Source organism: Nitrospira sp., from assembly GCA_024760545.1.
Taxonomy (GTDB): domain Bacteria; phylum Nitrospirota; class Nitrospiria; order Nitrospirales; family Nitrospiraceae; genus Nitrospira_D.
Window position 1 is genome coordinate 323595 of the sequence record CP060501.1, and the last position, 13434, is coordinate 337028.

General features: G+C 57.5%; 14 protein-coding genes. 10 read left to right on the forward strand and 4 right to left on the reverse strand.

What is annotated here, in order from left to right; genetic code table 11:
- Positions 1-24: 24 nt before the first annotated feature.
- Both lptG and H8K03_01500 read right to left on the reverse strand, forming a co-directional pair.
- Positions 25-1116, reverse strand: a complete 1092-nt coding sequence (lptG, locus tag H8K03_01495; GenBank protein UVT20621.1) for an LPS export ABC transporter permease LptG — start codon at positions 1114-1116, stop codon at positions 25-27.
- Between the two features lie 4 nt (positions 1117-1120).
- Positions 1121-2212, reverse strand: a complete 1092-nt coding sequence (locus tag H8K03_01500) for an LptF/LptG family permease (GenBank protein ID UVT20622.1) — start codon at positions 2210-2212, stop codon at positions 1121-1123.
- A gap of 298 nt (positions 2213-2510) precedes the next feature.
- Here H8K03_01500 and H8K03_01505 point away from each other — a divergent pair, with 298 nt between their 5' ends.
- Both H8K03_01505 and H8K03_01510 read left to right on the forward strand, forming a co-directional pair.
- The gene (locus H8K03_01505) at positions 2511-2729 is read left to right on the forward strand and encodes a cold shock domain-containing protein (protein ID UVT20623.1); all 219 of its coding nucleotides are present in this window, start codon (positions 2511-2513) and stop codon (positions 2727-2729) included.
- Positions 2730-2881: 152 nt separating this feature from the next.
- Positions 2882-4816, forward strand: coding sequence for a tetratricopeptide repeat protein (locus H8K03_01510; GenBank protein ID UVT20624.1), 1935 nt, complete (start codon positions 2882-2884; stop codon positions 4814-4816).
- A 221-nt stretch (positions 4817-5037) separates the two neighbouring features.
- Here the strand turns inward: H8K03_01510 and H8K03_01515 are convergent, their stop codons facing one another.
- Positions 5038-5994 carry a D-glycerate dehydrogenase gene (locus tag H8K03_01515; protein ID UVT20625.1) on the reverse strand — a complete coding sequence of 319 codons (957 nt, stop codon included), beginning with the start codon at positions 5992-5994 and terminating at the stop codon, positions 5038-5040.
- An 85-nt stretch (positions 5995-6079) separates the two neighbouring features.
- On the opposite strand from H8K03_01515, the gene H8K03_01520 reads away from it, so the two are divergent.
- The 8 genes from H8K03_01520 to H8K03_01555 all read left to right on the forward strand — a co-directional run bounded on the left by H8K03_01520 (position 6080) and on the right by H8K03_01555 (position 13032).
- Positions 6080-8917, forward strand: coding sequence for an FAD-binding oxidoreductase (locus H8K03_01520; protein ID UVT20626.1), 2838 nt, complete (start codon positions 6080-6082; stop codon positions 8915-8917).
- 9 nt (positions 8918-8926) lie between these two features.
- A complete protein-coding gene (locus H8K03_01525; GenBank protein ID UVT20627.1) occupies positions 8927-9205 on the forward strand; it encodes a MoaD/ThiS family protein in 279 nt (92 codons plus the stop codon).
- Between the two features lie 257 nt (positions 9206-9462).
- Entirely contained in the window at positions 9463-9954 is a 492-nt protein-coding gene (locus tag H8K03_01530; protein ID UVT20628.1) for a four helix bundle protein, read from the forward strand.
- A 315-nt stretch (positions 9955-10269) separates the two neighbouring features.
- Complete coding sequence (locus H8K03_01535) at positions 10270-10929, forward strand: outer membrane beta-barrel protein (protein UVT20629.1); 660 nt, start codon at positions 10270-10272, stop codon at positions 10927-10929.
- A gap of 130 nt (positions 10930-11059) precedes the next feature.
- Positions 11060-11944, forward strand: coding sequence for a hypothetical protein (locus tag H8K03_01540; GenBank protein ID UVT20630.1), 885 nt, complete (start codon positions 11060-11062; stop codon positions 11942-11944).
- Between the two features lie 174 nt (positions 11945-12118).
- A complete protein-coding gene (locus H8K03_01545; protein UVT22346.1) occupies positions 12119-12448 on the forward strand; it encodes a type II toxin-antitoxin system RelE/ParE family toxin in 330 nt (109 codons plus the stop codon).
- Between the two features lie 17 nt (positions 12449-12465).
- Positions 12466-12786 carry a transcriptional regulator gene (locus H8K03_01550; protein UVT20631.1) on the forward strand — a complete coding sequence of 107 codons (321 nt, stop codon included), beginning with the start codon at positions 12466-12468 and terminating at the stop codon, positions 12784-12786.
- A gap of 72 nt (positions 12787-12858) precedes the next feature.
- A complete protein-coding gene (locus H8K03_01555) occupies positions 12859-13032 on the forward strand; it encodes a hypothetical protein (protein ID UVT20632.1) in 174 nt (57 codons plus the stop codon).
- 55 nt (positions 13033-13087) lie between these two features.
- On the opposite strand, the gene H8K03_01560 is transcribed toward H8K03_01555, so the two are convergent.
- Entirely contained in the window at positions 13088-13393 is a 306-nt protein-coding gene (locus H8K03_01560) for a ribbon-helix-helix protein, CopG family (GenBank protein ID UVT20633.1), read from the reverse strand.
- Between the last annotated feature and the right edge of the window lie 41 nt (positions 13394-13434).

Sequence of the window (13434 nt, forward strand, 5' to 3'; positions counted from 1 at the left end):
TACAGTCAACTAGGAAACCGTCGCTCAATGGCGAACTTTCAGCAGCAGATAGAGGCCGAAGCTAAGAAAAAGCGCATTGGCCATCCAGCCGGCGAGTATGGGCGCTAAGACTCCTCCACGTCCGAGCGCGATGGCCACGGAGTGGGTGGTCCAATAGCAGAATCCGACAATGAACGCCTGGCCGATCCCCACGGCCATGCTGCCTCCACGGACGCCGCTTCGCCGTAGGCTCAACGCAATTCCGACGAGTACCATGACGACCGTGACGAGCGGGAAGGCCACACGGCCGTAGTAGTCCGTCAGCAGACGTGTGAACGAGAATCCCTCGTTCCGAAATCGCCCCAGATAGTTTTGGATCTCTCGAAAGGTCATGGTTTCCGAGTTTCCGAGGAGCGAGCTGGAGAAATCATCGGGAATCAGCGGAATGTTGATCGCCTGTTCGGTGAACAGCGTCACGTCCGCGGTATCGTCAGGGTGAAACCGGCGGTGGTTGCCGTTCAGCAGAATCCAGCCTTCAGGAGTATAGCGGGCTTCATCCGCTTCGGTGATTCGATCGAGTTGGAAGGGAGGACGGAAATAGAAAATACGAACGCCTCGAAGGGTCTTGCCCGCGGTATCGATTTCACTGACCTTCATCAAGCCGTTGGCACTGACGCGAGCCCAAGGCTGGGTGGCCGTGACGGTCACGGGAGCCGGCTTCTGCTCGATCTGGATCACGCGGACTTCTTCGGCCTTTTCCGAGGCCAGCGGAATCACGGTCGAGCTGAACACAAGCAGCACCAGCGACACACCGCTGGCGAAGAGGAGAAAGGGCGAGCACATCCACAGCAGGCTGACCCCGCAGCTGCGCATGGCCGTAATTTCATTGCTGCGCGCGAGTAAGCCAAGCGTCAACAGGGTCGCGACGAGGATGGCGAACGGAGCGACTTGAAACGAAATCGAGGGAATCTTGAGTGCGAAATAGATCAGGATCGGGACGATTCCGGATTCGTAGCGAAGAAACCGGCGGACTTTCTCAAAGAAGTCGATGACCAGGTAGATGGTGACCAAGCCGGAGAAGCACATCCCGAAGATTTTCGCGTATTCGCGGAGGATATAGCGGAACAGAATCGTCATGATGCTATTGCCTGCTCATCCGGAAAAACATGATGCCGGTGATGACGACAAAAATGATATTCGGCAGCCAGGCACCCGCAAACGGAGGGAGAATCAAGGCCGTCACCAGAAAATCACAGCCGACATTCAGGATATAGAATGCGATGATGATGCCCACGCCGACGGCAAACCCGCCGATGCGGCCGGACCGTTTCGAGACGATGCCGACCGGCACCCCGAGCAGGCAGAAGACGAGCGACGCGGTCGGAAACGCCAGGTCTTTATAGTATTCCATCAGGCGCCGAAGGGCGCCGGCATCCTTGCCGCCGGTTTCCGCCAGTCGCGCCATGATTTGATCGTAGGATGGACGCTCCTCCGTGGCCGAATAACTGCTGAGGTTCAGGTTGATCTTGATGTCGTAGCTGGCGAAGGCGATCTGCCGGTACTGATCGATCTGGCGCGGTTGGCTGTGAATCACTCCGTTCACCAGCCGAAGCGCGACCTGCTCATGCTCCGAATCCATGAATACTTGGTACTGCTCCGCCACGATGACTCTCGGCTCGCGGGGAAGTCGTTCGTCCGAGATAAAGATGCCGGCCGCGGGACGGCCCTGCTCGCCTTCCGGAACATAAATCATCATGTGCGGGATCGGTTCGTTGAACGTGCCTCGTTCCAACGCCAGCACGAGTTGATCTTTCAGCAGATTGAGGGCCACCTTCTTCAAATTCAGGGAACTCCACGGCTGTCCCCATTGAGACAAGACCAACGTCAGCGTGAACACACACAGGGAGAAGAGCAGGACCGGCTGTGAGAGACGGAACAGGCTCAACCCGGCCGCGCGCATCGCCACCAATTCTTTATCATAGGACAACCGGCCGAAGGCCGTGACCGACGCGATGAGTCCGGCGATGGGGAGTGTCAGCACCAGACCGGAGGGGAGCAGCATGGCGATCACTTTGATGACCGCCCAGAAGCCGACTCCTTTGGAGACCAGGAGTTCGACGAGACGCAACAACTCCCTGGTCAACATGACAAAACAGAGCGCGCCGAGGCTGAGGCCAAACGGGGAAAGGAGTTCCGTGAAGATGTAGCGGTCGAGGAGCGTTCGTAAAATCACAGAGTTTCTGGGGAGGAGAAGATTGGGCACACTATAGGGAAGTCCTTCTCCCTTGTAAACACAGGAGAAAGTCTGTCCCCTAAAGATTCGCTTGACAGCGCACCAGCCCTATGTTACATGCTCCGCGACTTTCTTCACAAATGATGGGTTCCGTGAGCGATGTATCACTCCTTCAGGTGCCCGTCCGTTTCTCCCCGCCGAATTTTTGTCCAATCTATTCTCCGTTTTCGAACTGCAGAACGATTGTGTGGGTGGCGCTACGCAACTACGCGTAGTTGTTGAAAAAAGGAGGGGTTCTGTGAAGACAAAAGGAACGGTCAAGTGGTTCAACGATCGGAAAGGGTTTGGATTCATCCGGCTGGATAGCGGAGAAGATGTCTTCGTCCACTACTCTGCGTTGCAAGGAGATGGGTTCAAGACTCTCAAGGAAGGTGAAAACGTCGAATTTGATATCGTGCAGGGGGCCAAGGGACCTCAAGCCGCCAACGTGCTCAAAGCGGCTATCGCTGCATCGTAATCGTCTCGCCTTATCAGGCGAACAAGCCTCCTCATCCGGACGGAAGAAACGTCGCCTTCCGTCCGGATCGCTTCCGGCCTGATTCCGCCATTTCCTCGACAAATCCCATTGAGACTGTTAGCGTTTGGCTGTTCTGTCCTTGGAGGTCTGTCGTGCCCCCGGATCGAAGTCGCGTTCTCCAACAAGCCCAGCTCCTGGCGTCCCGTGGACAGTATGACGCGGCGATTGCCGAATGGAAAAAGCTGGCCGTAGAAACCCCAGCCGACGGCACCATTCACAATTCCATCGGTGACCTGCAATTGAAGCGAAACGCTTCCTCTGAGGCCGCCGCCTCGTTTCTTCAGGCCGCCTCGGCATTCAGAACGGAGGGCGCCACCCTCAAAGCGATCGCCGCATTCAAGAAAGTCCTCAAGTGCGATCCCACGCGGTATGAAGTGTATCGCCATCTCGGCGACCTGAACATCGAACGCGGTTTGGTGAGCAGTGCGGTGCAGGATTACCTCACGTTGGGGAAATATTATCTGAAGGAACGGCGCGGGAAAGACGCGCTCGAGATCTACAAAAAGATCGTCGTCCACGATCCTTCGAATCTGGGCGCGCAGCAGCGTGTAGCCGAACTCTGTGTCCAAGAAAATCTACAGGATGAAGCGACCACGGTCTATCTCCAATTGGGTCGCGAGCGCTCGGCGCAAGGTCGATACGACGAGGCCAAAGACGCATACCTTGCCGTGCTGAGGATCGATCAGGCGAACAGCGAAGCCACCCAGTTCGTGGAGAGCCTGAAGAAAGGCGGAACCGGGCAGATCAAGGCCGTCAAACCCGCGTCTTCCGCGCCGGCGCAGAAATCGTCAGAGCCTCTTGACCTCCTGGCGGAAGCGACCAGGAGAATCGACGAGAGACAGTTTGCCGGCGCCGAGGCCATTTTGAATCAGATGCTCACGAGAGAGCCGGGGAACCCCCAGGTCTGCCAGCTGCTCGCGCGGTTGCACTTGCAGCGCGGGGACGTGCAGGTGGCGCTCGGAGAATACCGCTTCTTGGCCGGCGCGGCGCTCAGGGCGCAAGACCTGATGCTGGCCGAATCGCTGATTCAGGAGTTTTTGACTGCGGAACCGAACTCGGTTCCTTTACTGGAGTTGAAGGGCGAGCTGCACGAAGAAAAAGGGGATCGCGCGGAGGCCGCGCGCCACTATGCCAGGGCTATCGAACTGTTGTTGGAACATCCGGAGCCGGGCATGGAAAGCCTCCATGAAGAACTTTTTGACAAGGTGCGCTCGCTGTCGAACGATGAGAACTTGGTCCATCGGCTGGCGGAGAGGATGAGGGGAGGATCCACGAAAGATCAGAGCCAGGCGGCTGATGCCGAATCCCTTCCGGCTGAATCGGACGCTGTCCACGCGGACCGTACACGCGATCGGATTCAGGAAGACCAGGAATGTTCGCCGGCGGGTGCGGCGCCGAACGACAGCGGGTCGGTTGTCGAGGACCATGGTCCACAGACACACGTGGAACCATTGGAAGCTGTTCACGAACCAGAGCTTCAGCATATGTCGGAGGCCGTCCAGCCCGAGCGGGACGCGATGACGAGTGAGCAGCCGGTTTCCATGAGGCAAGGCGAGGGACCATCGGCCGAAGTCTCGGCGTCGCATCCGGCCGAACCCGGCGGCGTTCAGACTGCAGTCGAACCGGCCGCGCCACCGCCTGACTATGAAGCGCACTATGCCATCGGTGTGGCGTACAAGAACATGGGATTGTACGGAGAAGCAAAAGCAGAGTTTCAGGTGTCGATGAACAACGATTCGTTCTATCTCGATTCGGCGCTGATGACGGCGGTCTGTCTCAAAGAGGAGCGATCCATCGCCCAGGCGATCCAGGGCTTGGAAACCGTCTTGGCCGATCCACGGTGCCAAGGCGCCAAGGGGCAAGCCATTCGCTATGAGCTGGGCTTATTGTATGAGGCTGAAGAACAGTGGGAAAAGGCTGTCCATGCGTTTCAGTCCATTCCCTCGTTTCATGACGTCCCGCAACGGTTGGCCGCTCTGAAGGCGCGGCCAGGGATGAAAGAAGTCGGTTTTCGCTTCGCCTCGTAGGAATCACGCCATTTCTCGGTCACACCCTAGCAGCTGTTGAATAACTAGTTTGATACTCGAATTGCACCGGAAGATCTGAATCGACCAGTATAGCCCGCAGGATGTTCAAAAAGACCTCTCGGCAAGGCCGCAACGAGCGAAGAGGCGAGGCATACTCTGTTCTGTATGTTGAGCCTCTGAGCGATGCGAGAACGAAGCTGGAGGACTTTTTCAACATCCTGCTAGATGACCTGATTCGGCGCCGGCCTCCCTCCCAACACCGCTGCAATATTGTCCAGGCAGATGAGCCCCATACGGACACGGGTCTCGAGCGTGGCTGATCCCAGATGGGGGAGCAGCACCACGTTCGGCAGCGAGATCAATCCAGCAGGGACAACCGGTTCCTGTTCATAGACATCCAGTCCGGCGCCTGCGATGGATTTTGCCTCAAGCGCCGACACCAAGGCGGATTCGTCGATGACCGGGCCGCGCGACGTGTTGATGAGAAAAGCAGTCCGCTTCATCAGCGCGAGCTTGCGGCGATCGATGAGATGGCGAGTGGACTCGGTGAGCGGCACATGGAGCGAAAGAACATCCGACTCCGAGAGGACTTCATCGAGGGAGCGCCGGGTCCATGAAACGCCGGGCGGGCTTGAAACATGCTGACGGCCGGCATAGATCACCGGCATCCGAAACCCAGCCGCCCGTTGCGCGACCGCCTGTCCGATCCGCCCCATACCGATGATGCCCAGCGTTTTCCCCGACACGTCGGCGCCCAGCATCTGTGTCGGTGTCCATCCCGGCCACGTCCCGGTTCGCAGCCAGACATCGCCTTCCACGACGCGCCTTGTCAGCGCAAGCAACAGCGCCCAGGTCAGATCAGCGGTGGCATCGGTGAGCACGTCTGGTGTATTGGTGACGACGATGCCGCGTTGGGCTGCGGCTGGGAGATCGATGTTGTTGTAGCCCACGGCAAAGTTGGCGATGATTTTCACATTTGCGGCGTGGGACAACACCGCGGCATCGATACGATCCGTCAGGGTGCAGATCACCGCCTGGGCCTTGGCAAAGCCGTGGCGCAGTTCCTCCTCTGTCGGCGGCCGATCCGTTGGTTCGGCCAGCAGCCGATACGGTCCAGGGATGGCGTCGAGCACCGGTCGAGGCAACAGGCGTGTGATATAGAGAGTCGGGCGCTCCATAAGGCGCACCCATTGTAGGAGAATTTGATGGCGACCGACAAGCTGGTTCTTCGAAGAGTCCGCAGGCTAAGATGCACGAACGTTTATGACGGCTTCACCCACTTTGATTGTGCCGATAAAAACTCGCGCCGTTGCCCACGATCTTCGCGCGCTGTTGGGCGCCGAGAAAGTCAAAGACGACGTGCCCACGATCACGGCGTATGCCGTGGATGCCAGTATCTATCGAATTCCTCCGCAGGCGGTCGTGCTGGTCGAGTCCGAAGATGATATCGCCGCGACCGTCGCCTATGCCGTCTCTCGAGGGATTCCACTCACGCCTAGGGCGGCCGGGACGAATCTGACCGGGTCCGCTATCGGTTCCGGCATCATCCTCGATGTGTCGCGTCTGAATCGAATCCTTGAAGTGAATCGGGAAGAGCGGTGGGCCAGGGTGCAGCCCGGGATCGTCTTGGCCGAATTGAACAAGCAGCTCGGCTTGCAGGGCCTGCTGTTCGGGCCTGACCCTTCGAGTGGGGACATGTGCAAGTTGGGCGGCATGGTCGCCAATAATTCGTCCGGGCCTCATACCTTGCGATACGGCTCGGTGAAGGACAATGTCCAAAGTCTCCGGCTCTGTCTGACCTCGTCGACGTGGATCGAGGCGCGAGCCTATGCCCTCGACGATCCTTCGCTAGAGCGCCTCCTGACGACGGAGCCGGCTCTGCGTGATGTTTTGGTCATGACCCAGGCCCATGCGGATCTCATCGCCGCGAAGCGGCCCACGGTCAGCAAAAATAGTTGCGGATACAATGTGTTTGGGTTGGCCGACGGACTTGCGCGGGGCTCTTTTGATCTCCCCAAGCTCTTTGTCGGAAGCGAAGGGACGCTGGGTGTGGTGAGTGAAGCCAGACTCACGTTGGTCGACAAGCCCAAGTCCACCCTGACCGCGCTCATTCATTTTCGAAGTCTCGAAGAGGTCGGGGAGGCCGTGCCGAGGCTCCTGACACTCCGGCCCAGCGCCTTGGAAGTCATGGATGCCAACACGCTCAACTTGATCGGTCGTGGAAAGCACGGCATTCCGGCTGACGCGGCGGCGACGTTATTGGTCGAGTTGGATGCGGATTCCCTCGACACCGATCTCCGCGAGCGGGCCGACGCCATGGCTTCCGTCTGCCGGCCCTACAAGCTGGCGTCGGAGCCGACGCTGGCATTCGATGCCGAGCGCCGGGAGCAGCTCTGGAAAGCGCGAAAGGCGCTGTACCCGACGCTTTATCGATTCGATCCCAAAAAGAAGCCGATCAATTTCGTCGACGACGTCGTCGTGCCGGCTGAACGCATCAGCGAGCTGATCCGGTACCTGGAGGAGTTCTTCGATGGACAGCGGGTGCCGGTGGCGATCTTCGGCCATATCGGCAACGGCAATGCGCACATCGTTCCCCTGTTGGATGTGAACGACTCCGGCGACTTCGAAAAAATGGTGCGTGCGTATCAGGAAGTCCATGCCACCGTGCTGAATCGGTTCGGCGGCTCGATTTGCGGCGAGCATGGCGACGGCCGTGTCCGCGCCGAGTTCGTCAAAACCATGTTCGGTGAGGAACTCTACGACCTCTTTGTGCAGGTCAAAAAGGCGTTCGATCCCGGGAATGTGCTCAATCCCGGCATCAAACTGAGCGAGGTCCCGTTCACCGAACATATCGACTACACCAGATTGTCGAAGTCCTGCGCGACCTGCGCCAAGTGCAATTCGGTCTGCCCCGTGTACGATGTTTTTCAATCCGAGGACATGAGCTCACGGGGCTGGTTCGAGATCGTCACCGCGAAGGATTACAGCTACCTCAACTCGAAGCGGGTGGTGGAAGCCTGTCTGAACTGCAAATCCTGCCGCACCATCTGTCCGGCGGGGGTGGACGTATCCGATCTCATTCTACAGAAGCGGGCGGAGCATCCGAACCGGTTGGCCGGTTGGATCTTCAGGCGGCAGGCGCGCGGCGCGGCCTTTGAGTCGTTGTTGCGGTTTCTGGGGAGTACGCAGCAGATATGGGACCGACCCTTCTTCAGGAAGCTGGTCGAACGGATCACGGCGCCGATCATGAAAGCCTTGGCCCCGACGGCACGCCTGCCGCACGACCTCGTGTTGCCGAAACTGGCCCCACGGAATTTACGCGATCGATATCCACATTTGATCCCGGGCGGGACAGACTCCTCGCCGGCACGGCCGGTGGCCTATTTCCATGGCTGCGCCGCCAACTATTTCGACGATGGGGTGGGGGACGCGGTCATCGAGGTGTTGAAAAAGCATGGAGTCGAGCCGGCTCTGCCGCCTCAACGCTGCTCGGGAACTCCGATTCAAACCTACGGACACACCGATCTTGTGCGTGAAGGAGCACGATTCAACCTTCGCTCGTTCGCCGCGTATGAAACGATCGTGACCGGCTGCGCGTCATGCACGTTGATGCTGAAGGACTATCCCACGCTCTTCCCGGATGGACCGGAACGCCGCCAAGCTGAAGCATTGGCCAAGAAGGTGGTGCATATTTCTGAATTCGTCGCTCGTTCTTCTCAACATCCCGCCACGGCCAAAGCGGATGGGGTTACGAAGCGCGTGACGTATCATTCATCGTGCCATCTTCGAGCAGCCGGGGTGACAAAAGAGCCGCGCCAAGTCCTGTCGTCCTTGCCCGGAGTCGACTTCGTGGAGATGCAGGATGCCGACCGTTGCGCCGGTGGCGCGGGAACCTACGTGGTGAAGGACTACGACACGTCGCAGAAGATCTTCGAACGAAAGGCCCGCGCGATCGCACAAGCAGACGCCGACGTGGTGGCGACGAGTTGTCCGGCGTGCATGATTCAATTAAAGAACGGATTGGGCGAGGCCGTCGAAGTCAAACATGTCGCCCAATTGCTGCAGGACGCCTATCGTGCTGCCGAAGGGGAGAAGAGCTGAAAGGATTCGATGGTTTCTATACAAATATTTGGACAAACGTTACGCGCGGCTGTCGATGAACATGAGTTCGAAGTGCCGGTTACCGGCTCGACGACCGTGAAGCAACTCATTGAGGCGAATCCTGAGCAACTGGGACCATTGCTACAATACATCAAAAACCGCCAAGCGCTCATCACCGTCAACAAGAAGATCGGAAGCGAAGATTCGCCCGTCCAGGACGGCGACATCGTCAAGCTGTCGTTCCAATCCCAAACCATCTACGACGGTACCCGCGACATTCCGATATAAGGACTCACCTCCGATGAAGCCCGGCTCGGAACTTCCTCCAATCGGGAGCTGCTTTCTCCGACTGAAACGGGTAAGCTCCGCATTCACTGACGTCCGGCCGAATCTCCGCCGAATCGCGGGCGATTGAAACGGAGGAGTCAATCTCACATTTCAGATGAGCAGATCTCAGATGATGGAGAAGAAAAGTGTCATGCTGAAATCTGCCATGTGAAATCTGAGATTTGAGATGTGAGATCCTAGATTCGCTGCAGGCCTCGATGAAGTACAAGTCCTTCGAAGACCTTCCGGTGTGGCAAGCCGCCATCGACCTAGCTCGCCGCACATATATCCTCACTGAACATCAAGCCTTTCGAGGCCACACAGGATTACGTGACCAACTGGAGCGCGCTGCGCTGTCGGTCTCCCATAACATCGCCGAAGGATTCGAGCGTGGGACGACCAACGAACTGCTGGCATTCCTCTACATCGCTCGCGGCTCCTCCGGCGAAGTTCGCTCGATGTTATGTCTTCTTGAACGCATTCCGAGCTTCTCCTCTCTGAAATCTGAAATCGGTGCTCTGAAATCCAACTGCCTGAGTATCTCTCGGCAATTGTACGGCTGGATCGAACAGCTCAAGAATTCGGACATTACCGGCCAACGCCATTTGAATGACAAGATCAGAACCCGTACTGCAGAGAAGAAGGATCAAGAGGAGTTTCTCAAGGAATTGGCTCGCATCAGCCAATCGGTAAAACCTTCTGAAATATGAAATTTGTTCGACGCAAGTCGTTACGCGACGCCATTCATTTGAAGCTGAGCGAAAGCGGCTGGAAGCAGCAGAGTTCAGGCTTCAATCTTCCTTAAAACAGCGCTGGCAAGGTCATCCGGGGAATAATCCAGCACAGCCTACCAACCGGCATTGAAGACTCCCTCCGGTTTAGGCACTCATCCTCGAACGATTCAATACTTATAGCGCTTCACAGTTAATGTAGCTCGGAACGACGAGTCTGTAAGAAAGCTGCGTGTCATCCGACTGTAGTAGGTGCCTGGGTCGCGTCGTGTGAAGCCTAACAGGAGGTCCATCGTGCGTCGACGATCCCTGTTCGTCTGTTTGCTCGTGCTGGGTCTGTGGGGGCTCGCCTGGTCTGGGGTGAGTCGAGCGGAGTGGTACATCGCCGGTCAGGGCGGGTTCCAATTTCCGCAGGATCTGGCCAACGTGCGGGGAACGGGTAATTTCAGTGGGGTGACGTCGAACGATCTGGACCTCAACAACCAAGCGGCGTTCGGCATCAAGGGCGGGCGTTTCTTAGAGGGCAATCTCAACTGGCTGGGCCTGGAATTCGACTTTTCCCACAGCGACGCGAATATCACGGAGCAACGCGTCACGGCGAGTGCGCCGATCTTGGGCGTCACTCAACAGAACGGCAGAACGCCGGGCGTGGGCCTCTCGGTCAACCACATGACGGTGAACGTCATCGCGCGCTATCCGGGGGCACGCATTCAGCCGTATATCGGAGTCGGTGGTGGTATCGGCGTCTCCCTGTTGCGTACGGCGCCTCAAGGCGAAACCGACGTGTATCCGGTGTTCAATGTGCTCGTCGGCACGAAGGTGTTTCTGACGAAACATGTCGCGTTCTTCACCGAATACAAACATGCCCGGGCGACGGTCGACTTCTCCGATCATCACTTCGAAGGGGACCTCCGGACCAATTGGTTCATGGGCGGCCTGGCCTATCATTTTTAACCGTCCGGCCACGATCGTCTTGCTAGCGGCATTTTCATCTCGGTACTTGTAGACCCGCACCACGTCAGCTCCAGTACAAGGGTTTCGCCTAGCATCCCCATTCCATTTTGCTTGAGAACATATAAGTACGATGATGAGTGATTGGATCACAGGGGAGAGGAGTGCGCGGGGACGACTGTCTCGCTGGTCGTGGTGCCTCGTCGTGCTGCTGGTGGCCCTCGCCGGCTGCTCGTACACCACCACCGCCTATCGGTTTGCGGACCGCATCATCCTCTGGAAGGCCGACCATTATTTCGACCTCAATAGTGCCCAGCGGCATGAGCTGGCCGAACGGCTCACGCCCTTGCTCGAACGGCATCGGCACGAAGCCTTACCGCAGTATGAGACCTTTCTCAGGCAGGTGCGTCAGCGGGTCGAACGGGGACTCACGGGGCCGGATATCGACTGGGCCTATGCCAGCTACGATCGGCTGCGGACCGACCTTTTTGAGCGCGTCGTGGCCGACAGCGGAGCCCTTCTCGCCTCAGTCGACGCCCGGCAGGTGCGCACCTTCGAGTCGGCCTTGCAGAAGGACAACGCCAAGGCCGTGCGCCTCGTCCAGGTTTCCGAATCGGAGCGATTGAAGAAGCGAGCGCAGACCACTCTGGATTTGGTGAAAGACTGGCTAGGGGCGCTGACCAAAGAACAGCAGGCGCAGATTCGTGAGTGGAGCCTCACGCTCCCCGATGTCCAACCGACCTTTGTCGCCTATCAGCAGCAGCGCCAGCAGGAACTCCTGACCCTTCTCCAACAACCTCGGACACCTGAACGGATCGCAAAAGAACTCCGCACCATGTTCGTGCACCCTGACCAGACTGCTCCCCGGTCCTATCTAACTGCCGTCCGCCAAATGCGCGTAAATGCCAAAGCCATGACCCTGGCCATCGATCAACGCATGACCCCCGACCAGCGCCGCCACGCCGTCGCCAAGCTCCAACGGCTTATCGATCAAGTCCACGACCTCCAAGCCGGATAGCTTAAGATCAGCCATACACCGCCAACCATTTGCAATCCGCCTAATATAAATGTAAATTCCTAAACTATAATAAGTAATCAATAAGAGCATTCTGTGCGCGCAACCTGCTATGAGACCCTTGCCGTCCCATGAAGACTTGTAGTAACATTAACGTTACCATGTGAAGCGGTGGACATTCGGATCATCGAATATGTTGATAGGCACGCACGGTCGCCATTTGCCACATGGTTCAATGGACTCAATGCACCGGCTGCTACCAAGGTGACTACAGCCCTCTATCAGCTAGTCGCAGGAAACTGGTCCAATGTGAAGGGAGTTGGGGGAGGGGTGTTCGAAAGGAAAATCGATTTTGGCCCTGGGTACCGAGTGTATTTTGGGAAGGATGGAGACCGGATCATCATTCTCTTGGGCGGAAGTAGCAAGCAACGTCAGCAGCAGGCCATCGACGCAGCACAAGTGCGATGGACCGACTACCGGCGTCTGAACGTCAAGCAGAACGGCTAATCCGAAACGGAGCTACCATGACGCTCACGCGAGAATTCAAAGAAACCGTTGCGGTACGGGCGCAACGTGATCCTCGCTTTCGAGAAGCCCTCTTTATCGAAGCAATCAACGCCTATCTTGCAGGTGAGACCAATGTCGGCAAAGCGGTCTTACGCGATCTCGTCAATGCCACTGTCGGCTTTGAGGAATTGGCGGTTGCACTGCACAAGCCGAGCAAAAGCCTCCATCGGATGCTCGCTCCTCGCGGCAATCCCAGCACTGAGAACTTCTTCGGAATCATCAAGGCGCTTCAGAAGAAAACCCGAGTCAGGCTGCAGGTCATTGCAAAAGCAGGATGACGGCGGACTGGCTCTACTCTGGCCCGCCCTCAGCTACTAGTTCCGGAAGGGCGACTGGCGAGAGAGAATGGAATGATGAAGAAAACCAATTTTGACCTTCATCTCGAACAGCAACTCCGAGACCCGAGTTTTGCGAGGCGGTTCAAGCGAGCGGGAGAGGCGTGGGACGTAGCGTTGCAGATTGCGGCGCTGCGCGAAAAGGCCGGTCTCTCTCAAAAGGATCTCGCGAGAAAGCTGAAGAACTGACTGTTCAACCGCACAGCGTGTTACAGCATGGAGCTGTGAGCTGACTGCTTAAGCGTCACCTTTTAGCGGTAAACTTCCCGCCGGTGACCGATTTTGATGATTTCCACAAGACGGGCAGCATCGTCGATCCCGTATACGATCCGTCTCGCTTCAGGTTCTCAAGCACCTTTTCGAACGGACGGGATGGTTCTTTCGCGCGGCGATCGAACGCCTCCAGATCGACAGCATCTCCACGAAGAGATTCCAGCACCGCGGCATTCACTAAGTCTGAAACCGATCGATCGGTCGTGGCGGCTTTGACCTTCAGCGCGCGATAGACTTTGGGCTTCAAATAAATGGTAGTTCGGGTATCTGTCGGCATGGATGATTCCTCCAGCTAGTACCTCATGGCATTATTGCATG